The organism is Devosia sp. P2_G7, from assembly GCF_056403495.1.
This window is the reverse complement of the sequence record NZ_JBFUFI010000013.1, coordinates 124823-147556: the sequence shown is the minus strand read 5'-3', so window position 1 is coordinate 147556 and position 22734 is coordinate 124823. Positions and strand designations below refer to the sequence as shown.

27 protein-coding genes are annotated in these 22734 nt (G+C 66.0%); 14 read left to right on the top strand and 13 right to left on the bottom strand.

What is annotated here, in order from left to right; genetic code table 11:
• The first annotated feature begins 68 nt into the window (after positions 1 to 68).
• A complete protein-coding gene (locus tag AC1DWU_RS19675) occupies positions 69 to 1589 on the top strand; it encodes a YifB family Mg chelatase-like AAA ATPase (protein ID WP_477151700.1) in 1521 nt (506 codons plus the stop codon).
• A gap of 33 nt (positions 1590 to 1622) precedes the next feature.
• Here AC1DWU_RS19675 and AC1DWU_RS19670 read toward each other — a convergent pair whose 3' ends face one another.
• The 3 genes from AC1DWU_RS19670 to AC1DWU_RS19660 form a co-directional block, all read right to left on the bottom strand.
• A complete protein-coding gene (locus AC1DWU_RS19670) occupies positions 1623 to 2147 on the bottom strand; it encodes a tetratricopeptide repeat protein (protein WP_477151699.1) in 525 nt (174 codons plus the stop codon).
• Positions 2148 to 2234: 87 nt separating this feature from the next.
• A complete protein-coding gene (gene cfa / locus AC1DWU_RS19665) occupies positions 2235 to 3350 on the bottom strand; it encodes a cyclopropane fatty acyl phospholipid synthase (RefSeq protein WP_477151698.1) in 1116 nt (371 codons plus the stop codon).
• Between the two features lie 101 nt (positions 3351 to 3451).
• Positions 3452 to 4366 (bottom strand): phosphotriesterase family protein, encoded by a 915-nt coding sequence (locus AC1DWU_RS19660; RefSeq protein ID WP_477151697.1) that lies wholly within the window; start codon positions 4364 to 4366, stop codon positions 3452 to 3454.
• Positions 4367 to 4524: 158 nt separating this feature from the next.
• On the opposite strand from AC1DWU_RS19660, the gene AC1DWU_RS19655 reads away from it, so the two are divergent.
• A complete protein-coding gene (locus tag AC1DWU_RS19655) occupies positions 4525 to 5757 on the top strand; it encodes a GGDEF domain-containing protein (RefSeq protein ID WP_477151696.1) in 1233 nt (410 codons plus the stop codon).
• A gap of 4 nt (positions 5758 to 5761) precedes the next feature.
• Here the strand turns inward: AC1DWU_RS19655 and AC1DWU_RS19650 are convergent, their stop codons facing one another.
• Positions 5762 to 5980 carry a helix-turn-helix domain-containing protein gene (locus AC1DWU_RS19650; protein ID WP_477151695.1) on the bottom strand — a complete coding sequence of 73 codons (219 nt, stop codon included), beginning with the start codon at positions 5978 to 5980 and terminating at the stop codon, positions 5762 to 5764.
• The gene (locus AC1DWU_RS19645; RefSeq protein WP_477151694.1) at positions 5980 to 6516 is read right to left on the bottom strand and encodes a hypothetical protein; all 537 of its coding nucleotides are present in this window, start codon (positions 6514 to 6516) and stop codon (positions 5980 to 5982) included. Before AC1DWU_RS19645 ends, AC1DWU_RS19650 begins: the two co-directional genes overlap by 1 nt.
• Before the next feature lie 113 nt (positions 6517 to 6629).
• On the opposite strand from AC1DWU_RS19645, the gene AC1DWU_RS19640 reads away from it, so the two are divergent.
• Positions 6630 to 7028, top strand: a complete 399-nt coding sequence (locus tag AC1DWU_RS19640; RefSeq protein ID WP_477151693.1) for a chlorophyllide reductase — start codon at positions 6630 to 6632, stop codon at positions 7026 to 7028.
• A 64-nt stretch (positions 7029 to 7092) separates the two neighbouring features.
• Here the strand turns inward: AC1DWU_RS19640 and AC1DWU_RS19635 are convergent, their stop codons facing one another.
• Positions 7093 to 8043, bottom strand: a complete 951-nt coding sequence (locus tag AC1DWU_RS19635) for a phytanoyl-CoA dioxygenase family protein (RefSeq protein ID WP_477151735.1) — start codon at positions 8041 to 8043, stop codon at positions 7093 to 7095.
• A 169-nt stretch (positions 8044 to 8212) separates the two neighbouring features.
• On the opposite strand from AC1DWU_RS19635, the gene AC1DWU_RS19630 reads away from it, so the two are divergent.
• The gene (locus AC1DWU_RS19630) at positions 8213 to 9073 is read left to right on the top strand and encodes a helix-turn-helix domain-containing protein (RefSeq protein ID WP_477151692.1); all 861 of its coding nucleotides are present in this window, start codon (positions 8213 to 8215) and stop codon (positions 9071 to 9073) included.
• Between the two features lie 35 nt (positions 9074 to 9108).
• Here AC1DWU_RS19630 and AC1DWU_RS19625 read toward each other — a convergent pair whose 3' ends face one another.
• Positions 9109 to 9699 carry a hypothetical protein gene (locus AC1DWU_RS19625; RefSeq protein ID WP_477151691.1) on the bottom strand — a complete coding sequence of 197 codons (591 nt, stop codon included), beginning with the start codon at positions 9697 to 9699 and terminating at the stop codon, positions 9109 to 9111.
• A gap of 167 nt (positions 9700 to 9866) precedes the next feature.
• Between AC1DWU_RS19625 and AC1DWU_RS19620 the strand changes: the two genes are divergently transcribed.
• Genes AC1DWU_RS19620 through AC1DWU_RS19610 form a run of 3 tightly spaced genes read left to right on the top strand, consistent with a single transcriptional unit; the run spans position 9867 to position 11519 of the window.
• On the top strand, positions 9867 to 10343 hold the full coding sequence (locus AC1DWU_RS19620) for a MarR family winged helix-turn-helix transcriptional regulator (protein ID WP_477151690.1): 477 nt from the start codon (positions 9867 to 9869) through the stop codon (positions 10341 to 10343).
• Entirely contained in the window at positions 10340 to 10900 is a 561-nt protein-coding gene (locus tag AC1DWU_RS19615) for a DinB family protein (protein WP_477151689.1), read from the top strand. The genes AC1DWU_RS19620 and AC1DWU_RS19615 overlap by 4 nt, the downstream gene beginning before the upstream one ends.
• Before the next feature lies 1 nt (position 10901).
• The gene (locus AC1DWU_RS19610) at positions 10902 to 11519 is read left to right on the top strand and encodes a DUF1294 domain-containing protein (RefSeq protein ID WP_477151688.1); all 618 of its coding nucleotides are present in this window, start codon (positions 10902 to 10904) and stop codon (positions 11517 to 11519) included.
• Here AC1DWU_RS19610 and AC1DWU_RS19605 read toward each other — a convergent pair.
• The gene (locus AC1DWU_RS19605) at positions 11516 to 11965 is read right to left on the bottom strand and encodes a MarR family winged helix-turn-helix transcriptional regulator (protein WP_477151687.1); all 450 of its coding nucleotides are present in this window, start codon (positions 11963 to 11965) and stop codon (positions 11516 to 11518) included. The genes AC1DWU_RS19610 and AC1DWU_RS19605 overlap by 4 nt on opposite strands.
• Positions 11966 to 12078: 113 nt before the next feature.
• On the opposite strand from AC1DWU_RS19605, the gene AC1DWU_RS19600 reads away from it, so the two are divergent.
• A complete protein-coding gene (locus AC1DWU_RS19600) occupies positions 12079 to 12525 on the top strand; it encodes an organic hydroperoxide resistance protein (protein ID WP_477151686.1) in 447 nt (148 codons plus the stop codon).
• Between the two features lie 204 nt (positions 12526 to 12729).
• Here AC1DWU_RS19600 and AC1DWU_RS19595 read toward each other — a convergent pair whose 3' ends face one another.
• Together AC1DWU_RS19595 and AC1DWU_RS19590 are read right to left on the bottom strand one after the other, a co-directional pair.
• Positions 12730 to 13959, bottom strand: coding sequence for an epoxide hydrolase family protein (locus AC1DWU_RS19595; protein ID WP_477151685.1), 1230 nt, complete (start codon positions 13957 to 13959; stop codon positions 12730 to 12732).
• Between the two features lie 158 nt (positions 13960 to 14117).
• Positions 14118 to 14831: a helix-turn-helix transcriptional regulator gene (locus tag AC1DWU_RS19590; RefSeq protein ID WP_477151684.1), complete on the bottom strand. Its 714-nt coding sequence runs from the start codon at positions 14829 to 14831 to the stop codon at positions 14118 to 14120.
• Positions 14832 to 14972: 141 nt separating this feature from the next.
• On the opposite strand from AC1DWU_RS19590, the gene AC1DWU_RS19585 reads away from it, so the two are divergent.
• Together AC1DWU_RS19585 and AC1DWU_RS19580 are read left to right on the top strand one after the other, a co-directional pair.
• Entirely contained in the window at positions 14973 to 15323 is a 351-nt protein-coding gene (locus tag AC1DWU_RS19585; RefSeq protein WP_477151683.1) for a VOC family protein, read from the top strand.
• Positions 15324 to 15352: 29 nt separating this feature from the next.
• Entirely contained in the window at positions 15353 to 15616 is a 264-nt protein-coding gene (locus tag AC1DWU_RS19580; RefSeq protein WP_477151682.1) for an ArsR/SmtB family transcription factor, read from the top strand.
• Here AC1DWU_RS19580 and AC1DWU_RS19575 read toward each other — a convergent pair.
• The 3 genes from AC1DWU_RS19575 to AC1DWU_RS19565 are packed head-to-tail and all read right to left on the bottom strand — an operon-like array spanning position 15613 to position 18332.
• Complete coding sequence (locus AC1DWU_RS19575) at positions 15613 to 16734, bottom strand: epoxide hydrolase family protein (RefSeq protein WP_477151681.1); 1122 nt, start codon at positions 16732 to 16734, stop codon at positions 15613 to 15615. The two genes, AC1DWU_RS19580 and AC1DWU_RS19575, sit on opposite strands and share 4 nt — an antisense overlap.
• Before the next feature lie 50 nt (positions 16735 to 16784).
• Positions 16785 to 17330, bottom strand: coding sequence for a DUF1697 domain-containing protein (locus AC1DWU_RS19570; RefSeq protein WP_477151680.1), 546 nt, complete (start codon positions 17328 to 17330; stop codon positions 16785 to 16787).
• Entirely contained in the window at positions 17331 to 18332 is a 1002-nt protein-coding gene (locus tag AC1DWU_RS19565) for an aldose epimerase family protein (RefSeq protein ID WP_477151679.1), read from the bottom strand.
• 75 nt (positions 18333 to 18407) lie between these two features.
• On the opposite strand from AC1DWU_RS19565, the gene AC1DWU_RS19560 reads away from it, so the two are divergent.
• The 4 genes from AC1DWU_RS19560 (at position 18408) to AC1DWU_RS19545 (ending at position 22728) form a co-directional block, all read left to right on the top strand.
• On the top strand, positions 18408 to 19442 hold the full coding sequence (locus tag AC1DWU_RS19560) for a LacI family DNA-binding transcriptional regulator (RefSeq protein ID WP_477151678.1): 1035 nt from the start codon (positions 18408 to 18410) through the stop codon (positions 19440 to 19442).
• Between the two features lie 69 nt (positions 19443 to 19511).
• Entirely contained in the window at positions 19512 to 20975 is a 1464-nt protein-coding gene (xylB, locus tag AC1DWU_RS19555; RefSeq protein WP_477151677.1) for a xylulokinase, read from the top strand.
• A complete protein-coding gene (gene xylA / locus AC1DWU_RS19550) occupies positions 20972 to 22276 on the top strand; it encodes a xylose isomerase (protein ID WP_477151676.1) in 1305 nt (434 codons plus the stop codon). Before xylB ends, xylA begins: the two co-directional genes overlap by 4 nt.
• Positions 22276 to 22728 (top strand): N-acetyltransferase family protein, encoded by a 453-nt coding sequence (locus AC1DWU_RS19545; RefSeq protein WP_477151675.1) that lies wholly within the window; start codon positions 22276 to 22278, stop codon positions 22726 to 22728. Before xylA ends, AC1DWU_RS19545 begins: the two co-directional genes overlap by 1 nt.
• The last annotated feature ends 6 nt before the right edge of the window (positions 22729 to 22734 follow it).

Here is a 22734-nt window from a genome sequence, read left to right as displayed (position 1 = left end):
GTAATGTTCTTGCACCATCCGTAATTCTCCTGATAGCGTTCGGCGTGGGGATAGTTGGGGGCGTAGTGATGGTCACGCGGGTCGCGACCGTAGCGTTTCAGGGTATCGAGGCGGTGCCGGTTGACGTCCAGGTGCAGATCGCGCCGGGGCTTCCGAACTTCTTTCTCGTCGGTTTGCCTGACAAGGCGGTGAAGGAATCCGGCGAGCGGGTGCGCGCCGCGCTTTATGCTTCCGGCCTCAGCCTGCCGCCCAAACGCATTACCGTGAATCTCGCGCCGGCCGATCTCCCCAAGGAGGGCAGCCACTACGACCTGCCGATCGCGCTCGGGCTGATGGCGGCCATCGGCGCCATCCCGTCCGACGCGCTGGAGGGTTATCTGGCGCTGGGTGAACTCGGCCTAGATGGCCGGCTGGCGCCGACCGCCGGGGTGCTGCCTGCGGCGATCGCCGCGCTGTCGCGCGACATGGGCATCATCTGTGCTGAAAGCGCGGGGCCCGAGGCGGCGTGGGCAGGCGACGACCTGGAAATCGTCGCGCCGCAGACGCTCCTGGCGCTGGTCAACCACCTCGGCGGCTTCCAGCTTTGCACCCGGCCGGTGCCGCGGCGGCAAACCGACGCAACAGGTCTCCCGGACCTGTCCGAAGTCCGCGGCCAGGAAGTCGCCCGCCGCGCCCTCGAAGTGGCGGCGGCCGGTGGCCATAACCTGCTGATGATCGGGCCGCCCGGTGCCGGCAAGTCCATGCTGGCGGCCCGGCTACCCTCGATCCTGCCGCCGCTCAACCCGCGCGAGCTGCTTGATGTGTCGATGATCCAGTCGATCGCTGGCGAACTGGCCGGCGGTGCCCTGTCCGATCGCCGCCCGTTCCGCGCCCCGCACCATTCCGCCTCGATGGCAGCGCTGGTCGGCGGTGGCCTGCGGGTGCGTCCGGGCGAAGCGAGCCTCGCCCATAACGGCGTGCTGTTTCTCGATGAGCTGCCTGAATTCTCGCCATCGGTACTCGACAGTCTGCGCCAGCCGCTTGAAGCAGGCGAGACCGTGATCGCCCGCGCCAACGCGCATGTCAGTTTCCCCGCCCGCTTCCAGCTCGTGGCCGCGATGAACCCCTGCAAATGCGGGCTCGCCGGCACGCCCGGCCACACCTGCAAGCGCGGCGACCGCTGCGCGCTCGACTACCAGGGCCGCGTCTCCGGCCCCTTCCTCGATCGCATCGACCTGCGCATCGACGTCCCCGCCGTCTCCGCCGCCGACATGATCGGCCCGGCGACTGCCGAACCCTCCGCTGCCGTCGCCGCGCGCGTCGAGAAAGCCCGTGAACGCCAGCGCCAGCGCTATCTTGAAGCCGGCCATCCCGACGTCTTCACCAACGCCGCGGCCGGCCCGTCACTGATCGAAAAGCTGGTCGACCCCGACAAGGATAGCCAGACCCTCCTCCTGCAGGCCGCCGAACGTTTCAACCTTTCGGCCCGTGCCTACCACCGCGTGCTGAAGGTGGCGCGAACGCTCGCAGACCTCGCGGGCGCCGAAAAGGTCGCGCGCCCGCATTTGGCCGAAGCCCTGAGTTATCGATTGAACCTGGCCCTGGGGTAGGGCCTCCGCCTTGTCACGGCGGAGGCATGGTCGTCAGCTCTTGGCGGCGATGAATTTCGCGAGGTCCTCGTATTCCTCGCAGGTCTTGTTGCCGCACAGCTTTTCGAGTTGCGCCAGCATCTGCTGGGCCTTCTTCATCTGGCCGACCTCGACATAGAGCTCGCCCAGATATTCGTGCGCCCCCTTGTGGCCGGGGCTGAGCTTCAACGCCTTGAGATAGAAGCCCTGGGCGTTCTTGTAGTCGCCGGTCTTGCGCAGCGAGTAGCCGAGCAGGTTGTTGGCTTCGGCACTGCCTGGATCGGCGCGGACGATCTGCTTGAGCATGCTGACCGCCGATTTCCACTTCTTGGCGCGGATCAGCACCCGGGCGTCGTCGAGCGACGGAACGCGCACCACTTCCGAGGTGCCATCGCTGCCGCCACCACCGCCACCGCTGTTCCCGCCGCCGCCACTACCGCCACCATCGACGGCGTAGACCGGCGCGGCTGCCAGCATGCTGGCGACGAGCGTCGCGCCGGCCAGAATCGTCAAGCTTTTCGTCAGATATTTGAATGGCATATGGATCTCCTGGGCCATGCTCCCCTCGCCGCCGCAACCGGTCGGCTAACAGGAACAACACCCAAGATTCGAGTTTATTCCGCCGCCTCAAGAGATCCGGCGGTAGCCGCCCGGAATGCCGTCCGGGCTCAGCACCAGCTGCCACAGATGGATGTTGCGGGCCCGGAACATCGCCGCGAACACGTGCAGGTAGAACCGCCACATCCGCCAGAAGCGGTCGCCGTACTTGTCCTTGAGGCTGGGCCACGCCGCATCGAAATTGGCCCACCAGGCCATCAGCGTCCTGTCGTAGTCGGCACCGAAATTGTGCCAGTCCTCCATCACGAACACCCGCTCGCTGGCGGCCGCGATCTGCTTGATCGAGGGCAGTATGCCGTTGGGGAAGATGTATTTCTCGGTCCACGGGTCGCCGTGGGTCGAGGTGAAATTGTTGCCGATGGTGTGCAGCAGGAACAGCCCGTCGGGCACGAGCAGCGACCGCACCTTACGGAAATAGGCGTCGTAGTTCTTGTAGCCCACATGCTCGAACATGCCGATCGAGATCACCCGATCGAACTGCCCCTCGAGCGCCATGTAGTCCATCAGCCGGGTCTCGATCGGCAGGGCGCCCTTGGTCGCCTCGGCATAGGCTGCCTGCTCTTTACTGATGGTGATGCCGACGCCCTCGATGCCGTAGCGCTCGGCCGCGAATTTCAGGAACCCGCCCCAGCCTGAGCCGATATCCAGCACTTTCATGCCGGGCTGCAGCCCGACCTTCTTGCAGATCAGGTCGAGCTTGGCTTCCTGCGCCGCGTCCAGCGTCGTCGCCTCGGCCCAGTAGCCGCACGAGTAGATCATCCGCTTGTCGAGCATCGCCGCGTAGAGATCGTTGCCGATGTCGTAGTGCCGCTCGCCAACCTCGGTGACGCGGGCGCGCTGCAGGTTGAGCAGCCTCCCACGCACAAAGCTCAGTGCCAGCCCCAGGTCCGGCTTCAGGTGCGCGTAGATGTCGTATTCGAGCAGCTTGTAGATGAACTGATCCAGCGCATCGGTGTCGAACCAGCCATCCATATAGGCCTCGCCGAACCCCAGCGTGCCGTGACTGATGGCCCGGGCCCACAATCGGTCGTCATGCACCGTGACGTCGAACGGCCGGCTGCCGCCGAGCTCGATCCCCGCTTCCTTGAGAATGGAGGTGAAATAGGATTTTGGCCCGGCGCTCATCACGGAACCCCATTAGTTATGATCCTAACGAAATTGTACCGCCGCCGGGAGACCCGGACAAGGGGCAGCAGCGCTGCCCTGCTATTCGCCATCCTCGCTGCTCAGCGGGCAAACGCCTCGAACGGGTTGCTCACGGTCAGCTGCCGGACGGTGGCATCGTCGACGCCCTCCGCCTGCAGCAGCGGCAGCATCACGTCGCTCAGGTGCGTATAGGGGGTCGGCGTGCCGCCGCCGGGCAGGGCCGGGTCGTACCAGCCGCGATCGTGGCTGAGCAGCAGCCGGTGGCCCAGACCGGCCTGCAGCGCGCGGAGGATCAGCTCGCTTACCGTCGCATCGGGCGCCCGTCCGACATGGTCGTACTCGATCCAGGCGCCACGCTGCGCCACGGCGATGTTGAGCCCGAAATCCTTTTCTTCCTGGCTGTGGATCGAGATGAAACGGTCGGCGCGATAGCCTTCGGCCTCGATGATATCGAGCTGGTCCATCACCACGCTGGCCTTGATGGTGTGGCTGCCGATCACCGCACCGGTGCGCTGGGCGGCTCGCGCCGCAGCCCTGAGGATCTTCGCCTCCAGCGGCGTGATGCCTTCATCGCCTGCCGAAACCTTGATCCAGGCTGCCTTCACCCCGGTTTCACCGACACCTTCGGCGAGATCGCGATACATCCGGTTCTCGAGCTCGGCCTCGCTGGCGTCGCGCACCCAGTCGGGGATCCACGGCTCGCGATAATTGCCGGTCGGCACGACGATCGGAAAGCCGGTGGCCTGGCTGACCGCCAGGTCGATATCCACCCTGAGCCCCACTCCGCCGGTCGAGCATTCGACCAGCGCGGTGATGCCGCGCGCCCTGATCGCCTCGATCTCCGGCGCCATCACTTGCACGACGTTGGCGGGGTCCGCCTCGGCGTAGCCGGGCTGGTCGGGGGTCCTGAGGTCGACGAACACATGTTCATGCGGCAGGATCATGCCGAGTTCGTCGGCCCGCTTCGGCCCGAGCGTGGTGTGCAGCAGTTTCATCGGCTCTCTCCTCGGGTGCCAAGTCTGCGCGTGTGGCCGCGCTTGGCAAGGCGCTTCTGACAATCGGCGCTACGGCAAACGCTCAGCCATTTCCTTATTATTCCTTAACGCCACGAACCGCAGAATGCGGCCAGTAGAACTTCGGCACGAGGACCAAGGTGGCATCCGACGCCTCCACTGTCGCGGTCACTGAGGCTCTGGTCGAGCACCAGCTCGAGAGAAGCGGGCCACGCCTCGCTTTCGAACCAGCGCTCGAGGCACGTTTCGAGGCCGAAACCGGCCTGGCACGCTGCCGCATGCTCGCCTGGCAAGGCATCCTCGGCACCCTCTGCCTCATCGCCTATCTCGCTGCCGACTGGCTGGTGACCCCGGATGTTTTCGGCTTCGCCGTTGGCCTGAGGCTCGGCCTATTGCTGCCTCTCGTCGGGCTCGCGCTGCTCCTGCTCGGCCGCAACCCGCCCGCCCCGCTCCGCGAAGGGCTGGTCACCCTCATCCCGGTCCTCGCCGCGCTGACGACCTTGGTGATAGTCGAGGCGAGCGAGAGCCCGCTGCGCGAAATCCAGCACAACTCCATCATCCTGGTGGTGCTGTTCATCGCCATGGTGATGCGGGTGCGGTTCGTCTACGCCGTCGCCGGGTGCCTGTTCACCTTCGGCTTGATGCTGTCGGAAATGTTCCTGACGCGCGACCACGAGTTCGCGCAGTTCATCGCCGAGGTGGTGATCTTTTTCGCCGCGGTGGTCATGGCGCTGACCGCTTCCTGGCACCTCGAGCGCGAGTCTCGCCGCTCGTATCTCCTCGCGCTGCGCGAGCACCTCGCCAACCTGACGCTTTCAGAGCTGTCGCTCAGCGACCCGCTGACCGGGGTCGGCAACCGCCGCGCGCTCGAGCGCGAGATCGCGGCCATCGTCGAAGCTGCACAGCCCGGCGAGGACATCGCCATCGCACTCATCGATATCGACTACTTCAAGCCCTACAACGATGCGCTTGGGCATCTCGCCGGCGACCAGTGCCTCAAGCACGTCGCCTCGCTCCTCCAGTCGGGGCTGCGAAATGCCGGCGACAAGGCCTTCCGGTTCGGCGGCGAGGAGTTCCTGGTGCTGATGCGCCGCACCGAGCTGTCGCAGGCCGTCGGCGCCGCCGAGCGGCTGCGGCGCCTGGTCGAGGCCGCTGCCATCGTCCATCCGGCGCGGCCGGCCCCGCAACTGGTCACGGCCAGCTTCGGTGTCGCTTCGGCGCGAGTGGCCGGCCTCGAGTTCCAGCAGCTCATCGGCGAGGCCGACGCGGCCCTCTACGACGCCAAGGACAATGGCCGCAACCGGGTCTCGCCGCCCTTCCTTACCAGCAAGGGCGACGACCTGCTCCGCTTGCGCCGGCGCAAGGCGTCGTAGGAGATCACTCCTGCGGTTCGCCGGGTACGTACTTGAGCAGGTCGCCCGGCCCGCACTCCAGGTAGCCGCAGATCGCCTCCAGCGTATCGAAGCGCATGCCCTTCACCTTGCCTTGCCTGAGCAGCGACAGGTTGGCCTCGGTGATGCCGATATGCTCGGCGAGGTCCTTCGATTTGATGCCACGCTCGGCCAGCAGCACCGCGAGATTGACCTTGATCGGCATCAGATGAACTGCGCGTTTTCTTCGGCCAGTGCCGCCGCCTCGCCGAGCGCCCAGCCCATCAGTGCCATCACCGCGCCCAAGAGCAGCATCAGCAGCATGTCCGAGCTGATGCTGACGGCAAACTGCCGCTGCCCCGCTCCATTCCAGCTCAGGAGCACGCTCAACGCCGTGCCTGCCAACACCTTCAGCACCGTGCACAAGAGGACGGCAAAGCCGAAATCACGGATGCCGCGAGCCGCCGCGGGCACGAAGGGTACGCCGGCGCCGAAATAACCGAGCGCCGCCGCGAGGCGCACCAGCCCCCAGCTCAAGGCCAACGGCGACAGCGCCGAGATGATGGCCGCACCGACCCGTTCGCCGACACCTAGCTGTACGGCCGTCGCTGCGAGGCCGGCGCTGCGGGCAATCTCGGCGTCGGTGGCAAAGCCCCAGTAGGCGGCTGCCAGCGCCGGCAGTACGCCGGCCAGCACCAGCGCTGCCATGCGCGTCACCGCGCTCAACCGGGCGACCCGCCGCCGCCTTGCATCAGTCCTCATGCTTCACCCCTACGTCATCTGGAATGCGCAATCTACGATAAGAAATTATCGTTGTGCAATAACAAATCGTCGTCTATCGATGTCGCCGTTCGTGAACCATTGGAGTTTTCCACATGCAGCACCATTCCTCTCGCCTCATCCGGCGCATCATCGTCGCCGGCCTGCTCGTAGCCGTTACCCTGCCGGCGGTTGCGGCGACGTCGTCGACCTCGGGCGGTCAGATCTCCGTCGCCCAGGTGATGGATGTTCTCGATCGCGCCGGAAGCGACGGCCATGCCGCGCAGCTGCTGCAGGCCTATCTGGGCGGGCTGGGCGAATCTGCCGGTGTGCTGATCTCGGCGACCGACGCGACGGGCAAGCCCTATGTCACCTGCGAGCGCTCGATGGCGCTCGATGCCGGGCTCGTGAAAAAGGTGCTGGCCAAGGCGGCGCCCGACAAGCGCAGCTGGGGCGAGACGGCGGCCACGCCGCTGATCGTCAACGCTCTCGTCACCCGCGCCGGCTGCCACTGAAAGACGAGGGCTGGCGGCAGGATATCTTCCTGCCGCCAGCCCATCCACTGTCGATCCCCGGCGCTTAGCTCCAGCTGCGCAGACCGAGCAACTTCTCGCCCAGCTCGCTGAGCTTGGCCGTCCGGGCATTCTTCTTTTCCCACTCGCGCGGATCGCCCGGGAAGGCGTCGCGCTGCGGGTGGTCGAGTTCGCGCCACAGCCGCACCCGTTCGGCCCGCTCGATCACGTCTTCCTCGTTGGCCGGGAACATCGAGATGTACTGCGCCATCCGCACCCGGTTGCCCGAGTTGATCGAGTGGTTGGGGCGCACGCCATGGGCGAGCAGGGTGTTGAAGATCATCAGGTCGCCCGGCTCCATCTCGATATTGGTGATCTTCAACCCGGTGGTGTCGGGATGCATCGGATCGCGGTCGGCCGGCTGGGTCTTCACCCAGTTGTCGAAATCGTAGAACAGCTCGGGAATGCACTGGAAGCCGCCGATATCGCCGTCCTGCTTCACGAGGCTGAGCACCCCTTGCACGCCGATCGGCAGCGGATCGAGCGAGGTGTCGCTGTCCCAGTGGATGAAGCCGTTCTGGTTCGGGCCCGGGACTTGCTTGGGCGGATTGAGGTTGGCGCGGTCGATCGAGACCCACAGCTCTTCCATGTCCCAGATATCGACGAAGGCGTCGTAGACCCGCTGCTGCTGCCGGTTATCCCACAGGTACTGGTGGTTGTAGATCTCCACCATGCCGGTGCCGTTGAGCTCCTTCATGATGTGGTCGCGGCGCTGCGGCGTGTACCAGGTCGAGGGATCGTTGGGGTCCTTCTCCTCAAACTGCCAGAGCAAAGCCTTCAGCCGCTCGACATGATCCGCGTCGACTGCATTCCGAACAATCACATAGCCCCGCTCCTGCCAGTGCTTGAAGTCCGCCTCGCTGAGGACCCGCAGCGGCAGCGTCTTCCGGATGTCCTTGAGCTGCGTGGTGACCTTCTGCGTCGTCGGGTGCGAATCCCGCTTGATCCCAGCCGCCATGCCTTGCGGCGCCATGCCCTGAGCCATCGACATCATAGTCCTCCATCTGATGTTCCCCCTCGGGGATCGGTTTCGATGGAGAGAGGCTAGGGCCGCCACGCCCCGGCATGTTGCCGTGCTCCGGCCAGTTCTGATACTATTCTGGCGTTGGTGGTGGGTGATCTGCACGATGAAGCCGCTTCTCGAGAAGGTGATGCCGCCGGAAGGCGCTTCCTGGGCGTGGCTCGACCGCCGGCTCGATGACGCCATCCCGTTCCAGTGGCACCATCACCCCGAGTTCGAGCTGACCCTCACGCTCAACTCGGTCGGCCAGCGCTTCATCGGTGACCACATCGGCGACTACGGCGATGGCGACCTGGTGCTGATCGGCCCCAACCTGCCGCACACTTGGGCGAGCCGCGACAAGCTCGATCCCGCCGCCCCGCATGTGGCGCGGGTGATGTGGTTCCACCCGGACTGGGCCGAGGGCCTTACCAAGCTGCTGGCCGAACTCCGTCCCGTCGCCGACCTGCTGGCGCGGGCGCAGCGCGGGCTGAAGTTCTCGACCGCGGCCTCCGATGCCATCCGCCCGACGATCGACGCGCTGTTCGCCCGCCCGCCGGCCGACCGGCTCAGCGTATTGATCGACATCCTCCGCCGCCTCGCCGAGGACGACGCCGCCACCCCGCTCGCCAGTCCGGCCGCTGCGGTGCCGCATCACTCCGCTGACCGCACCCGTATCGACCGGGTGCTCGACGTCATCCACACCCGCTACATGGAGCCGCTGTCGATCGACGCGCTCGCCGACATCGCGGCGCTGTCGCCCTCCGGCCTGCACCGGATGTTCGTCCGCCATGTGCGGAGCCCCGTCTCGGCCTATGTGACCCGGCTCCGCATCGGCGAGGCCTGCGCGCTGCTGTCGGGCACATCACGGCCGATAGCCCACGTCGCGTCCGACGTGGGCTATGACTCGCTGGCCAATTTCAACCGTCAGTTCAAGGCGGCCAAACAGATGACGCCGCGGCAGTACCGCGCGCGTTTCATGCGCTGAGGTCCCGACATCGACGGCCGGGACCTCGCCTCCGGTCAAAGGCCGATGACCTTGGCCGAGCACGCCGTGCCGGCTTCGACGCCGCCCGGCAGCACGTTGGAGAGCTTGAGCGCCTTGCCCGGCTGCAGCGTCTTGCCGAGGCTCGCAACGCCGCTGATCCCCGCCGCCTTCCACTTGAACTGTGTGCCGGCCGGCAGCGCCAGCACACCGGCATTGGCGATGCGCAGATCGTCCGGGAATTCGCTCGGCGTCCCCGAGACGACGCACTTGAGCGCCGCGCCGAGCTTCACGTTGGCGCTGAGCTGGCCGGCCTTTGCCTTGCCGCCCTTGCCAGGCGCGCCGTTGCCCATGTCGATGCCCAGATCGATGACATCGAGCGGCGGATTGAGCACTTCGAAGAGGTCTTCATTGATGGTGACCTCAAGCTCGGGCTGCGGGTTGAAGATGTCGCCGAAATCCGGCGGATCGTTATCGGGCATCGCATCGTGGAAGATGTCGATGGAATGCGAATCGTCGCCCGAACCCGATCCGTCGAGGCCCGGGATGTGAATACCACCCGCCGAGGCGAGGCTGGTGCTGAGCAGGATCGCCGCGAGGGCGAGGCTTGCCGATTTGGTCACGTTCATTTCAGTCTCCTGTCCGGGAGGGGACGGCGCCAGTCCTCCGGTCGCCGGTCCAGCATTCCCGGTGGATGACTGGACGGCGGCCTTATGACGGGCTTCCACTGAACCGCCTTTGAGCGCACCATTTAGTGCGCGTTCATAATTGTTGTCAGATTGCAATGATTCCAGATATGCAAGTAATAGCTGCCGCCGACCCCATGAGCCCGATGGCGCAGTTCCTGCGGCTGATGTCGGCGCAGCTGCTGTCGAGCACCGCGCGGAACCTCCGCAACGAGAACATGACGCTGGCCGAACTGGCGGCGCTCTACCTGCTCGATCGCGACAAGGCGCTGAGGATCAACAGCCTCGCCACCGCCCTGGCGCTATCGCTGCCGGCGGCGAGCCGGGTCGCCAGCACGCTGGTCGACCGCGGCTTCGTCGCCCGCGCCGAAGACCCGGATGACCGCCGCGCCAAGGTGCTCACCCTCACCGCTGAGGGCACCGAGCTGCTCAACACCCTCAGCGGCAACCTCGTGGGCGAGGTGTCGCGCGTCCTTGCCACCGCCAACACTCCGGTCAGCAACCGTCTGGCTCAGCTGTTCGGCAGCATGGTAGCCGATGGCATGGCGGCCCCGACCAAGCCCATCGAGCCGGGAGGCAAGCCATGAGCATCGCCGGCCGCATCATGCGCAAGCTCGCGCAGAACAACCGGCTCGCCAATCACCGGCTGCTCACCGCCTGTCTCGCGCTGCAGCCGGGCGAGTTCGAAGCGAGGCGCGTGAGCTTTTTTCCCTCGCTCAAATCCACCCTCAGCCATATCCTCACCGTCGACTGGTTCTACGTCGATGCGCTGGAGGGCGGCACGCTCGGGCCGAAGGCCTGGGACCCGGAGGAACCGTTCGACGCCATCGCACCGCTGGCGGCGGCGCAGTTCGCTGTCGACGAGCGCCTCCTCGCCTTCTGCACCGGCCTAACCGACGCGCGGCTTGCCGCCGAAACCCATGTCCACCGTACCAACCGCATCCAGGACGAGCGCACCGACGATCTGCTGCTGCACCTGTTCATGCACCAGACCCACCACCGCGGTCAGGTCCATGCCATGCTGTCGGGCAGCTCCGTGAAGCCGCCGCAGCTCGACGAATTCCTCACCGCCAGCGACTTTCGCGACCGCATCGAGGACGTCGCGGCGCTTGGGTGGAGCGAAGCGGATCTCGCGGGACTGTAGGATGGGGCGGCAGACCGGCGAACTTGTGCAATGGAACGACGACCGGGGCTTTGGCTTCATCGCCGCCGATGACGGCCGGCGCTGCTTCGTTCACATCAAGGCCATCGGCCGTATCGCGACGCGCCCGCGTGTCGGCGATCGGGTGTCTTTCACCCTCACCCAGGGCCGAGACGGCCGGCCGGCTGCCGACGACGTGAAGATCGCAGGCGCCAATCCGGTGAACCTGGCCGCCAATCGGCGTGGTGCGCCATCCGTTCGGCAGCCATCCGGCAATTGGCTGTTCGCCACTGGAGCCGCACTCATCGTGCTGCTCGCTGTCGCCGCCGTCCTTCTCGGCCGCGCCCCGGCTTGGCTGCCAGCCGCTTACCTCGCTCTCGGCGTCACCAGCATCATCGTCTACTGGTTCGACAAGCGAGCCGCCCAAGCCGATCGCTGGCGCGTGAGCGAGCGGTCGCTGCACACCATCGATCTCATTGGCGGCATCGCCGGCGGCCTCGTCGCGCAGCAGCTACTGCGTCACAAGACCAGCAAGCGAAGCTTCGTCATCGTGACGGCCATGATCACCGTGTTGCACATGGCGGTGCTAACCGGTCTGCTGGTCCTCGCCCCGTTCGGCTAGGCGACGGACCGGTCGAGCTTTTCGCGCAAGTCCACCAGCCGCCGGCGCAGCCCGTCGACTTCCTCGCCTGGGCTATCGGACGCATCGAGGATCTTGGCCGGAAACCCCTCCGCCACGCTCCGCAGCCCGTTGCCCTTCTCGGTCAGCCGGATCATCACCTGCCGCTCGTCCCGCTCGTCGCGGCGGCGGCTCACCAGCCCCATCGCCTCGAGCCGCTTCAGCAATGGGGTCAATGTCCCCGAATCGAGCAGCAGCCGCTCGCCAATGGCCGAGACGGTGAGCCCGTCATCCTCCCACAGCACCAGCAGCGCCAGATACTGCGGGTAGGTCAGCCCCAGCTGGCTCAGCAGCGGCTTGTAGAAGCGATTGAACGCGTGCGCCGCCGAATACACCGCGAAGCAGAGCTGCCGGTCCAGCCGTAGGTCCTTTGCCGATGCGTTTGCCACGTTCGTCTCCATGCGATGATAGATAGTGCACAATTGAATTGCGCACAATCTAATTGTCGTCTATGTACCCCGACGTTCCGCCTTCCTCCTCCCTTCGACAAGGACTTTTCACCATGCAGGTCAAATACACCGCCCACGCCACCACCGGTTATGCCGGCCGCACCGGCACCGCCGCGACCGATGACGGCAAGGTTGCCGTCTCGCTCTCCGTTCCCAAGGAGATGGGTGGCGACGGCGGCCCGGGCACCAACCCCGAGCAGCTGTTCGCGCTGGGCTACTCGGCCTGCTTCATGGGCGCCATGAAGGGCGCTGCCGGGCGCCTCAAGGTGAAGCTGCCCGAGGACACCACGGTCACCGGTGCGGTCAGCTTCTACGATCGCGAAGATGGCGTCGGCTACGGCATCAGGGCCGCCCTCACCGCCAGCGCCCCGGGCCTCGACCAGGCGACGCTCGAAGAAGTCATGGCGCTGGCCCACGACATCTGCCCCTACTCCAACCTCATCCGCTTCCCGCACGATGTCGAGCTGACGGCAGTCGGCGAGCTGGAGGCGGCCGAGTAACGAAGGGGCGGGGCTTCCCCCACCCACCGGGTTACCTTCTCCCTTGTGGGAGAAGGTGGCGCGCAGCGCCGGATGAGGGGTCCGCAACCTGAGGGTTGCGCGATCGGAGCGTAGCGACGAGCAATTGGAGTTCGCGGAGAGAGACCCCTCATCCGCCCTTCGGGCACCTTCTCCCACAAGGGGAGAAGGTACGCTGCCGCCCCTTTAGATTAGTCCGCCGAAGAACGTCCGGATATCGGCGACCAGCAAATCTGGTGCGTCGGTCGCCGCGAAGTGGCCGCCTGACGGCATCTCGGTCCAGTGCACGATGTTGTTGGCGCGCTCGGCAAAGCTGCGGACCGAACGGAAATCCCACGGGAACACTGCGACCCCGGTCGGCGTGTCGTTGCGCTCCTCGCGATAGCCAGAACCGGAGCGCGCATCCTCAAGATAGATATTCCCGGCCGAGCCACCCGACGCCGTGAACCAGTAGATCGAGACGTGCGCCAGGTACCGGTCGCGATCGACAAACTGCACGCCCTGACCCTCGAAGCCGAAGAACAGCTCGGTGTTCCAGGCCAGTTGACCGACAGGTGAGTCGACGAGGCCATAGCCCAGCGTGCCCGGGCGTTTGCTCTGGATGTCCTGGTAGCCGTTATACTTCATGAACATGTCGAGATTGGCCCAGCCCTCCTTCTCGAACGGCGTCAGCTTCTCCATCTCGCCCGGTGCGCCGGTCGGGAAGGCGAAGATCTGCTGCAGGTGCGTACCAACGAGGCCTTCCGGCTTCAGGATGCCGAGCTCTTTGCCGACCAGCGAGCCGACATCACCGCCCTGCGCGCCATAGCGGGTGTAGCCGAGCCGCTTCATCAGCGTGTCCCAGGTCTTCGCCACCTTGGCGGTGTCCCAGCCGGGCGCCGCGAGCGGCGTCGACCAGCCGTAACCGGGCAGCGAGGGGATGACGAGATCGAAGGCCAGCGCCGGGTCGAGCCCATGCGCCCGCGGATCGCTCAGCGGCCCGATCACCTCGAAGAACTCGATCACGCTCGAGGGCCACCCATGCGTCAGGACCAGTGGGAAGGCGTTGGGCTCCTTCGACTTGATGTGGAGGAAGTGGATGGTCTGCCCGTCGATCTCGGTGAGGAACTGCGGGTAGCTGTTGAGCTTGGCCTCCCAAGCCCGCCAGTCGAACTTGTTCAGCCACTGGTCGGCGAGTTCCTTGATGAACGCGACCGGCTGCCCGCGGCTCCAGTCGGTGCTCGTCGCATGCGGCCAGCGCGCCATGGTCAGGCGCTCCTTGAGGTCGGCAATGTCCTCCTCGGACACCTGGACCTTGAACGGGGTGATGCTCATTTCGTCTGCTCCGGTTGCGTGGGAAACGAAGGCGCCGAGCGCCGGGACGACTGCCGCCGCAGCTGCGGCCTTCAACAAGCTCCTGCGATCAAGTTCGGTCATTTTCGGCTCCTGTTCCGCGCCGGCCCACCATGGCCCGGCGTCTCCAAAAGACCTTGCATCACCCCTGCTGACAGACCGTGGCAGCATCGTTATCCCGCTGTGACGCAAACAAAAATCCCCGCGCAGGCGGGGATCTGAAGCCAAGTCCTTCGATAGTGTCAGCCACCCGGCGACGAGGCCCAATCCGGGTGCAGCCGCCCCCACTCCTCGCGCCATTCCTTGGCGAGCTGCAACCGCCGCCGCCCATAGCGCTGCTCGGTCTCCGCCGCCGACACGATCCGGTCGGTGCGGAAATTGCGGAACGCCTCGCGCATGCAGCACCAGCCGACGACGATTTGCTTGCCCTCGTAATAGGCAAGCTGCACCGGCCAGATGTCGCGTTCCGATTGTTTGCCGCTCTCGTCTGCATAGGCAATGTGCAGCGCCTTCTCGTTGCGCATCGACGCTCGCACCACGCCGAGTACAGGAGTCGGCTCCAGCGGCCCGCGCATCAGCACCGGCCAAAGCCCCGTATCCTTGATCCGGTCGCGCAGATCGTCAGGAGAGGCGGTGGCGATCTTGGCCAGTGCGTTCTTCGCGGCACCCGCCAACCCCGCATCGGGCTGCGCCTGCACCCAGCGGCCACCGAGCACCAGCGCCTCGAGTTCCTCGGGCGTGAACATCAGCGGCGGCAGGAAGAATCCGGGCTTCAGCATATAGCCCACCCCGGCCTCGCCATCGATCGGCGCGCCCAGCCCGATGAGCGTCTGCACGTCGCGGTAGAGCGTGCGGACGGACACGCCCTGTTCTTCGGCGAGCTGTGCCGCTGTAACCGGGCGGCGGTGACGGCGCAGCGCGTCCATGACGGAAAACAGGCGTTCGGTCTTGTCCAAGCAATCATCTCCCAGGTCCTTCGGTTCTACCGAAATTCGGCTCGCTGCACCATGTGAGGGGGCTCCTGCCAGAGGCTGTCAGCAGCGATTGACATTTCGGGATATCCCGAAATAATGTGTCCGCAACGACAGGAGATCGTGATGAGCGGCAAGCCCCACAGCCTCAACGGCATCGGTCACTTCGATATCGCCGGTCCGGATTTCGGCGCCCTGCAAAGCTTCTATTCCGGCGTGCTCGGCTGGCAGATAACGCCGCGCGGCCCCGGCTATGGCATGGTCGCGACCCCCGATGGCGGACCGGACGGCGCGCTGGTCGAGGCCGAAACCCCGTCGCTCACCCTCGGCATCGTGGTGCCCGACCTCGCCCAGGCGCTCGCCGCTGCGGAGGCCAAGGGCGGAGCCATCGCCATGCCGGCGGTCGACAATGGCTGGGTGAAAAAGGCGCAGGTCCGCGACCCCGCCGGCAACCTCATCACCCTCATCCAGGGCTGACGGCGATCGACAGTTTCGACCTCGACGAAGTGCTGCGCGCCCTATCGCATCCCGACCGGCGCGCCTTCGTTGCTGCCTGCATGTCCGAAGCGAAGGCGGCGGGCGATCTCGCCGCCCTCTCCGAGCTGTCGCTGGCAACGGTATCCGAGCATCTCAAGGTGCTGCGGAAATCCGGCCTGCTGCTGCTCGAAAAACGCGGCCGCTTCTGGTTTTACCGCACCGATGCCGCCGTGGTGGAACGGGCGGCGAATGAGGTGGCCGAGCTGACGGCCACCCCGGCGGGCAAGCGCTAGCCGCGCCGCGCGATCTCGCGATGGAATGCCCGGATGTCCCCGGCGAGCACATCCGGCACCTCGAGCGCCGGGAAGTGTCCGCCCTGCCGGGCCTCGTTCCAGTGGATCAGGTTCTGGAGGTTCCTTTCGCCCCAGGCGCGCGGCGCCGGGAGGTCGGCCTCGGCCGGCACCAGTACGCCCTGCGGAACGTCGTGCCTGGGCATCGGCAACATGATCTCGTGGTCGGCGAAGGCTTCCTTGTAGAGGCGGACCGACGAACCGGTAGTCTCGGTGAACCAGTAGACCGACAGAAGCGTCGCCAGTGTCTCGAACGGAAACACCCTCTCGATGTCGCCGCCGGTGTCGCCCCAGCGATGGAATTTCTCGAGGATCCACGACGCGAGCCCGGCGGGCGAATCGTTGAGGCCCACCGCCAGCGATGTCGGCTTGGTGCCGTGCACCAGGGCATAGGCCCCCTCGGCAAAGCCGGTATAGGCGACCTTCTGAAAATACTCGGCCTCCTCCGACGTCGGGTCGTCCGGCTTTGGGTACCCCGAAAAGACGTTGCAGTAGTGCGCGCCGAGCAGCCGCTCGGGATGGTGTCGCACGAGGCTCAGCATCGCGCCGGTGCCGAGGTCCGAGCCTGAGGCGAGAAAGCGGGGGTAGCCGAGCCGATCCATCAGCTTGGCCCAAAGCTGCGCCGTCCGCGTCAGGTTCATGCCCTTGTGCCGGGGCCGGCCGGAAAAGCCATAGCCCGGCAGCGAGGGGATGATCACGTCGAACGACACGCCGTCGGCGGTCAGCCGGTCGACCAGCGGCAAGAGCTCGACGAAATTGCTCGGCCAGCCGTTGGTGAGAAGCACCGGCACCGGGTTGCTGCCCTTGCCCCGTGCGTGGACGAAATGCACAGTCTCGCCATCAATCTCGGCAGTGAACTGCGGGTAGCGGTTGAGCCGCGCCTCGGCGGCCCGCCAGTCGAACTCATTGCCCCAGTAGTCGACGAAGCGGCGAAGGAAGGCGAGGCTGGTGCCATACTCCCAGCCGGCATCCTCGACCTCGTCAGGAAAGCGGGCGTGCTGCAGCCGGCTCCTGAGGTCGGCGATATCGGCGTCGGCAATGGCGATGGTGAAAGGGGTCAAGGATCGTCTCCACGTTGGGGTACGCGGAGATCGATGCGCGAGGCCTGCTGTCAGATGCTGTCAGCAGCTTTCGCCAGGGCCGCCGCTTTCGCCGCCAGCGCGGCAAACACTGTCCAGTTGCGCTGCGTCATCCTGGCCCCGAGCGCCTTCTCGATCTGCAGCTTCGAGCCGGTGATCCCCTTGGGGTACGCGACGATCAAGTGCGCACCCACCGTCGCCACCAGCTCCGGTCCAGCCCAGCCGATCACCGGCGCCCAGTCCGGCGCCTTGTGGAAGGAAGAGACGCCGAGTTCGCTCGGTCGTTCCGTGGCCACCTCGGGAAACGGATTGGCCTTCACCACCGCTGCCATCGCCTTCGGCGTAAGCACGAACACCTCGTTGGCCGGACCGAGCCCGAAGCCATCTACCGCGCCCTGCACGATCTTCCGCACCTCGGCCAAAGTGTGCCCCGAGCAGAAGATGATGTTGCCGGTATTGCCGACCGTCGAGACGTCGTCGAGGCCCGCCGCTGCGCAAGCGTCGCGCAGCGCGGCCATCTTCATCTTGGCGTGCGTCACCGGTCCGATTGCACGGATCAGGGCGACGTACACCGCCATTTACGCGATCTCGATGTCGACGCGGTGGCTGTAGTCGCGGTCCGGCCCGTAGATCGTCGAGGGGAAATGCGGGTGGTTCACCGAATCGGGCAGATCCTGGTCCTCGAGGCAGAAGCCGCAGTGGTTGCCGTACGTCTTGCCCTCGGCTGCAGCCTGCGTCGTCACCGAGTTGTAGACCTGCAGGCCCGGCCGATCGGTATAGAGCCTCAGTGTCAGCAGCCCGTCCGGCCCGGTCACCACCGCCACCGGATCCGCGAACTTGCGATCGCTGTTCAGCACCACGTTGCCGTCATAGTCGATCGGCTTGCCGCTGGCGTCGCGCATGTTGCGGCCCTGGCGGAAGTCCCACACCGTGCCATCGACCGGCAGGATCGCGCCGGTCGGGATCAGTTGCTCGCCGAGCTGCGTGTAGGCGCTGGCCGCGATCTTGAATTTGTGGTCGAGCACATCCGGGCCGGTGCCGAGGTTGAAATACTGGTGCTGCACCACGTTGATCGGCGTGCGCCGGTCGGCCTTGGCCGCGATATCGAGGCGCAGCCGGTTGCCGCTGAGCGTGTAGGTCGCGGTGAACTTCACGTTCCCCGGAAAGCCCATGGCGCCATCGGGTGATTCGAGGGTGAAGCGCACGGCATTGTTGGCGCTGTCCGCCTCGCCTTCCCACACCAGCCGGCCGATGCCTTCCGGCCCGCCATGCAGCGTGTGGCCGTGGAAGTTGCCCGGCAGCGTGTAGGTCTTGCCGTCGAGGCTGAACGTCGCATCCTTGATGCGGTTGGCAACGCGCCCCGCGAGCGAGCCAAAATACGGCGAATGCGCCGGATAGCTGCCGAACTTGTCGAAGCCCAGCACCACGGAACGCAAGCCCCCGGCCACCGGCACGCGCCAGTCACGCACCAATACGCCCCACGAAATGATGTCGACTTCGACGCCGGTGTCGCTCTTGAGCTTGAACTGTTCGACCCGCTTGCCTTCGAAGCTGCCGAACTCTTCCACCGTGACGCTCATTGCCGTTATCTCCTCTTTCGTGCGACGGGTTGATAGCCGCAATCTTGAGGAAGCGGAAGCGGGGGAGGAGGCGAGATGGACGAAGTGAAGCGCCGCGCCACGGTGCATGATGTCGCTCGCGAGGCTGGCGTGTCGCTCGCAACGGTCGATCGCGTCCTCAACGGCCGCCCCGGAGTACGCACGGAAACCGCCGACAAGGTCGCCGAGGCGATCAAGACGCTCGACTTCCGCCGCGATATCTCTGCGTCACTGCTCGCGCGGGCTCGCGACCTCGGCGTCACCTTCCTCATCCCCGATGGCCGCAACGAGTTCATGCTCGGCCTCGTCGATGCCATTCACCGCCGCGCCCGCACCACCAAGGGCGAACGACTCTCCATCACCACAAAGCTGGTGCACGCGTTCGACCCCGCCGCCCTCGCTAGCGCGCTAAGCGGACTCGACCCCAAAACCTGCGATTGCGCCGTGGTCGTCGCCACCGAGGATGACAAGGTGCGCCGCGCCATCGACCAGGCCTCCCGCCGCGGCATCGCAGTCGTAACCTTGGTCTCCGACCTCCCCGGCTCGGCCCGCCGCCATTTCGTCGGCATCGACAACAACGCCGCCGGCCGCACGGCCGCTTCGCTCCTCGGCCGCTTCGCCGCCCCCGGACCTATCGGCCTCATTGCCGGCTCCCTCAGCCTCGCCGATCACCACCAGCGCCGCGAAGGCTTCGAGGCGGTGCTTCTCTCCGAGTTCCCCGGTCACAAGATCATCGGTCCGCTCGAGGGTTTTGACGACGACGCCAAGACCGAGGCCGCGGCGCTCGAATTGCTGAGCCAGCCGCTCAGCGGCATCTACAACATGGGCGGCGGCTATTCCGGCCTGCTGCGTGCGCTCGACAAAACCGGCATGACCGGCAAGGTCCGCGTCGTCGCCCACGAACTCACCGAAGCCACCCGCGCCGGCCTCAGTTCCGGTGCCATCGACGTGGTCATCGACCAGAACCCGGATGGCGAAATCGCCGCCGCGCTCGCCGTCGCCCGAGCGCTCGCGCTGGGCCAGGATGCCGAGCGCCGTCCGGCCCCCATTGAAATCGGGCTCTATCTGCGCGACAATCTCCCCAGAGGGTAATCAATCAATAGCTACGCCCCGGGAGGACTTCAGCATGTTCTGTCTGCACGGTCTTGAGGTACGTGCCTCATGACCTATCTCGGCATCGATATCGGCACCTCCGGCGTCAAGGCGCTGCTGATCGACCGGGCCGGCTCGCCGATTGGCGAAGCCACCGCCAAGGCGGTCGAACCCACCCGCCCACATCCCGGCTGGTCAGAGCAGAATCCCGCCGACTGGTGGCACGCCACGCTCGAAGCCATCGACAAGCTGTCGAAGGCCCACCCGGCCGAAATGGCCAAGGTCCGCGGCATCGGGCTCAGCGGCCACATGCATGGCGCGACCCTGCTCGACAAGGATGACAAGGTCCTCCGCCCCTGCATCCTCTGGAACGATGGCCGCTCCGCTGCCGAGTGCGCCGAGATGGAAGCGGCGCTCCCCGCGCTCCGCGATATTGCCGGCAACATCGCCATGCCTGGCTTCACTGCGCCCAAGATCGCCTGGGTCCGCAAGCACGAGCCGGAGATTTATTCGAAGCTCGCCAAGGTGCTGCTGCCCAAGGCCTATATCCGCCTGCTGCTCACCGGCGAGCATGTCGAGGAGATGTCCGACGCCGCCGGCACACTGTGGCTCGATGTCGGCAAGCGCGACTGGTCCGATGAGTTGCTGAAGCTCACCGGCCTCAATCGCTCGCACATGCCGCGGCTCGTCGAGGGCTCCGCGCCGTCCGCCAACCTCAAGCGTGAGTTCGTCAACCGCTGGGGTATGTCCGGCGAGGTCGTCGTCGCCGGTGGGGCAGGGGATAACGCGGCTGCCGCCTGCGGCATCGGCGCCACCGAGCCGGGCGAAGGCTTCGTCTCGCTGGGCACTTCTGGCGTGCTGTTCGTCTCGAACGACCGCTTCCGCCCCAACACCAAGGGCGCCGTCCACGCTTTCTGCCACGCCATCCCGAATACGTGGCACCAGATGGGCGTCATCCTCTCGGCCACCGACAGCCTCAACTGGCTGGCCAAGATCACTGGCCAGGACCCGGCCAAACTGGCCGGTGCCGCCGAGTCCGGGTTCAAGGGTCCGGGCGAGGAAATCTTCCTCCCCTACCTCTCGGGCGAGCGCACGCCGCACAACAACGCCGCCGCCCGCGGCAGCTTCACCGGCCTCAGCCACTCCACTGATCCGGCGCTGCTCGCACAAGCGGTGATGGAGGGCGTCGCCTTCGCCTTCCGCGATTGCCAGCGCGTGTTGAACGATGCCGGCACGACGATGGGCCGGCTGCTCGCCGTCGGTGGCGGCTCGAAATCCGAACTGTGGCTGAAGCTCATCGCCACCAATCTCGACACCGAGATCGCGCTCCCCGAGGACGGCGATTTCGGCGGCGCGCTGGGCGTCGCCCGCCTCGGCCTCTGTGCCGCCGAGGGCGCCGATCCCACCGAGATCATGACCATGCCGGCGATCAAGCGGGTGATCCAACCCGACGCCAAGCTGAAGACCGCCTATTCCGATCAATATGCGCGCTACCGCGCGCTCTACCCCGCCATCGAGGAGGCCCGTAAGTGACTGATTTCTTCAAGGGAATTTCGCCCGTCAAGTTCGAAGGACCGACGTCCAGCAACCCGCTGGCGTTCCGGCACTACAACAAGGACGAGATTGTCCTCGGCAAGCGGATGGAAGATCACATCCGCCCCGCCATCGCCTACTGGCACACTTTCGCCTGGGAAGGCGGCGACCCGTTCGGCGGCCGCACTTTCGATCGTCCCTGGTACGACAAGGGCCTCGAGGGGGCCAAGATCAAGGCCGACGTCGCCTTCGAGATGTTCGACCTGATGGACGCGCCGTTCTTCTGCTTCCACGATGCCGACGTCGCCCCGGAAGGCGACAGTCTCAAGGAGAGCAACAAGAACCTCCGCACCATCACCGACATCTTCGCCAAGAAGATGCAGTCGAGCCGCACCAAGCTCCTCTGGGGCACCGCGAACCTCTTCTCCAACCGCCGCTACATGGCCGGCGCCGCCACCAACCCCGATCCGGCCGTGTTCGCCTATGCCGCCGGGCAGGTGAAGGAGATGCTTGAGATCACCCATGATCTCGGCGGGTCGAACTACGTGCTGTGGGGCGGCCGCGAAGGCTACGAGACGCTGCTCAACACCCGCATCAAGGAAGAGCAGGATCACGCCGCGCGCTTCCTCGGCCTCGTCATCGAGCACGCCAAGAAGATCGGCTTCAAGGGCCAGATCCTGATCGAACCCAAGCCGCAGGAGCCGACCAAGCACCAGTACGACTATGACGTCGCTACGGTGTACGGGTTCCTCAAGACCTACGGCTTCGAGAAGGACGTGAAGGTCAACATCGAGGTCGGTCACGCCTTCCTCGCCGGCCACAGCTTCGAGCACGAGCTTGCCGTCGCCGGCGGCCTCGGCATCCTCGGCTCGGTCGATGCCAACCGCAACGACCTGCAGTCGGGCTGGGACACCGATCAGTTCCCCAACAACCCCGGCGAAATGGCGCTGGCCTTCTACCAGATCCTCAAGGCCGGTGGCCTCGGCAAGGGCGGCTTCAACTTCGACGCCAAGGTGCGCCGCCAGTCGATCGATCCGGCCGACCTGCTGCACGGCCATGTCGGCGGCCTCGATATCCTCGCCCGCGGCCTCAAGGGCGCCGCCGGGCTGCTGGAAGACGGCACCTATGACAAGGTGATCGAGGCCCGCTATGCCGGCTGGAAGTCCGCGGAAGCACAGAAGATGCTGACCTCCGACAGCCTCGCCGATATCGCCGCCCGGGTCGAAGCGCAGGGCATCAACCCACAGCCGAAATCCGGCCAGCAGGAATACCTCGAGAACCTGGTCAACCGGTTCGTTTGATGGCGGAGACGGGTTCCATCCGGCCACTGACCCCTCATGATCGGCCCGCCTGGGCCGATCTCTGGCGGCAGTACCTGGCCTTCTACGAAAGCGTCCTGCCCGAGGAGATCTATGCCTCGACCTGGTCACGCCTTCTGGCCGACGACGAGCCGGTATGGGGTGCACTCGCCCTCGCCGGCGAGCGCCCGGTGGGTCTCGTCCACTATATCTACCACCGCACCGCCTGGGCGCTGGCCGACAACTGCTACCTGCAGGATCTGTTCGTGGCGCCGGACGGGCGCGGCCTAGGTCACGGTCGCGGCCTCATCGCCTATGTCGCCGACCAGGCGAAGCAGGCGGGCAGCGGCCGGGTATACTGGCTGACCCACGAGTCCAACACCACTGCCCAGGCCCTCTACGATCGCGTCGCCTCCCGTTCGGGCTTCATCCAGTATCGCCTGCCGCTCAGCTGAAACGAG

Excerpts from the sequence above, each read along its gene's own strand:
- AC1DWU_RS19585 (WP_477151683.1), top strand. The coding sequence starts at position 14,973 with ATGAGCGGCAAGCCCCACAGCCTCAACGGCATCGGTCACTTCGATATC.
- AC1DWU_RS19595 (WP_477151685.1), bottom strand. The coding sequence starts at position 13,959 with ATGACCGAACTTGATCGCAGGAGCTTGTTGAAGGCCGCAGCTGCGGCG.
- AC1DWU_RS19600 (WP_477151686.1), top strand. The coding sequence starts at position 12,079 with ATGCAGGTCAAATACACCGCCCACGCCACCACCGGTTATGCCGGCCGC.
- AC1DWU_RS19675 (WP_477151700.1), top strand. The coding sequence starts at position 69 with ATGGTCACGCGGGTCGCGACCGTAGCGTTTCAGGGTATCGAGGCGGTG.
- AC1DWU_RS19570 (WP_477151680.1), bottom strand. The coding sequence starts at position 17,330 with ATGGCGGTGTACGTCGCCCTGATCCGTGCAATCGGACCGGTGACGCAC.
- AC1DWU_RS19635 (WP_477151735.1), bottom strand. The coding sequence starts at position 8,043 with ATGGCGGCTGGGATCAAGCGGGATTCGCACCCGACGACGCAGAAGGTC.
- AC1DWU_RS19610 (WP_477151688.1), top strand. The coding sequence starts at position 10,902 with ATGGGGCGGCAGACCGGCGAACTTGTGCAATGGAACGACGACCGGGGC.
- xylB (WP_477151677.1), top strand. The coding sequence starts at position 19,512 with ATGACCTATCTCGGCATCGATATCGGCACCTCCGGCGTCAAGGCGCTG.
- AC1DWU_RS19660 (WP_477151697.1), bottom strand. The coding sequence starts at position 4,366 with ATGAAACTGCTGCACACCACGCTCGGGCCGAAGCGGGCCGACGAACTC.
- cfa (WP_477151698.1), bottom strand. The coding sequence starts at position 3,350 with ATGAGCGCCGGGCCAAAATCCTATTTCACCTCCATTCTCAAGGAAGCG.
- AC1DWU_RS19545 (WP_477151675.1), top strand. The coding sequence starts at position 22,276 with ATGGCGGAGACGGGTTCCATCCGGCCACTGACCCCTCATGATCGGCCC.
- AC1DWU_RS19645 (WP_477151694.1), bottom strand. The coding sequence starts at position 6,516 with ATGAGGACTGATGCAAGGCGGCGGCGGGTCGCCCGGTTGAGCGCGGTG.
- AC1DWU_RS19670 (WP_477151699.1), bottom strand. The coding sequence starts at position 2,147 with ATGCCATTCAAATATCTGACGAAAAGCTTGACGATTCTGGCCGGCGCG.
- AC1DWU_RS19620 (WP_477151690.1), top strand. The coding sequence starts at position 9,867 with ATGCAAGTAATAGCTGCCGCCGACCCCATGAGCCCGATGGCGCAGTTC.
- AC1DWU_RS19565 (WP_477151679.1), bottom strand. The coding sequence starts at position 18,332 with ATGAGCGTCACGGTGGAAGAGTTCGGCAGCTTCGAAGGCAAGCGGGTC.
- AC1DWU_RS19560 (WP_477151678.1), top strand. The coding sequence starts at position 18,408 with ATGGACGAAGTGAAGCGCCGCGCCACGGTGCATGATGTCGCTCGCGAG.
- AC1DWU_RS19630 (WP_477151692.1), top strand. The coding sequence starts at position 8,213 with ATGAAGCCGCTTCTCGAGAAGGTGATGCCGCCGGAAGGCGCTTCCTGG.
- AC1DWU_RS19615 (WP_477151689.1), top strand. The coding sequence starts at position 10,340 with ATGAGCATCGCCGGCCGCATCATGCGCAAGCTCGCGCAGAACAACCGG.
- AC1DWU_RS19625 (WP_477151691.1), bottom strand. The coding sequence starts at position 9,699 with ATGAACGTGACCAAATCGGCAAGCCTCGCCCTCGCGGCGATCCTGCTC.
- AC1DWU_RS19640 (WP_477151693.1), top strand. The coding sequence starts at position 6,630 with ATGCAGCACCATTCCTCTCGCCTCATCCGGCGCATCATCGTCGCCGGC.
- AC1DWU_RS19650 (WP_477151695.1), bottom strand. The coding sequence starts at position 5,980 with ATGCCGATCAAGGTCAATCTCGCGGTGCTGCTGGCCGAGCGTGGCATC.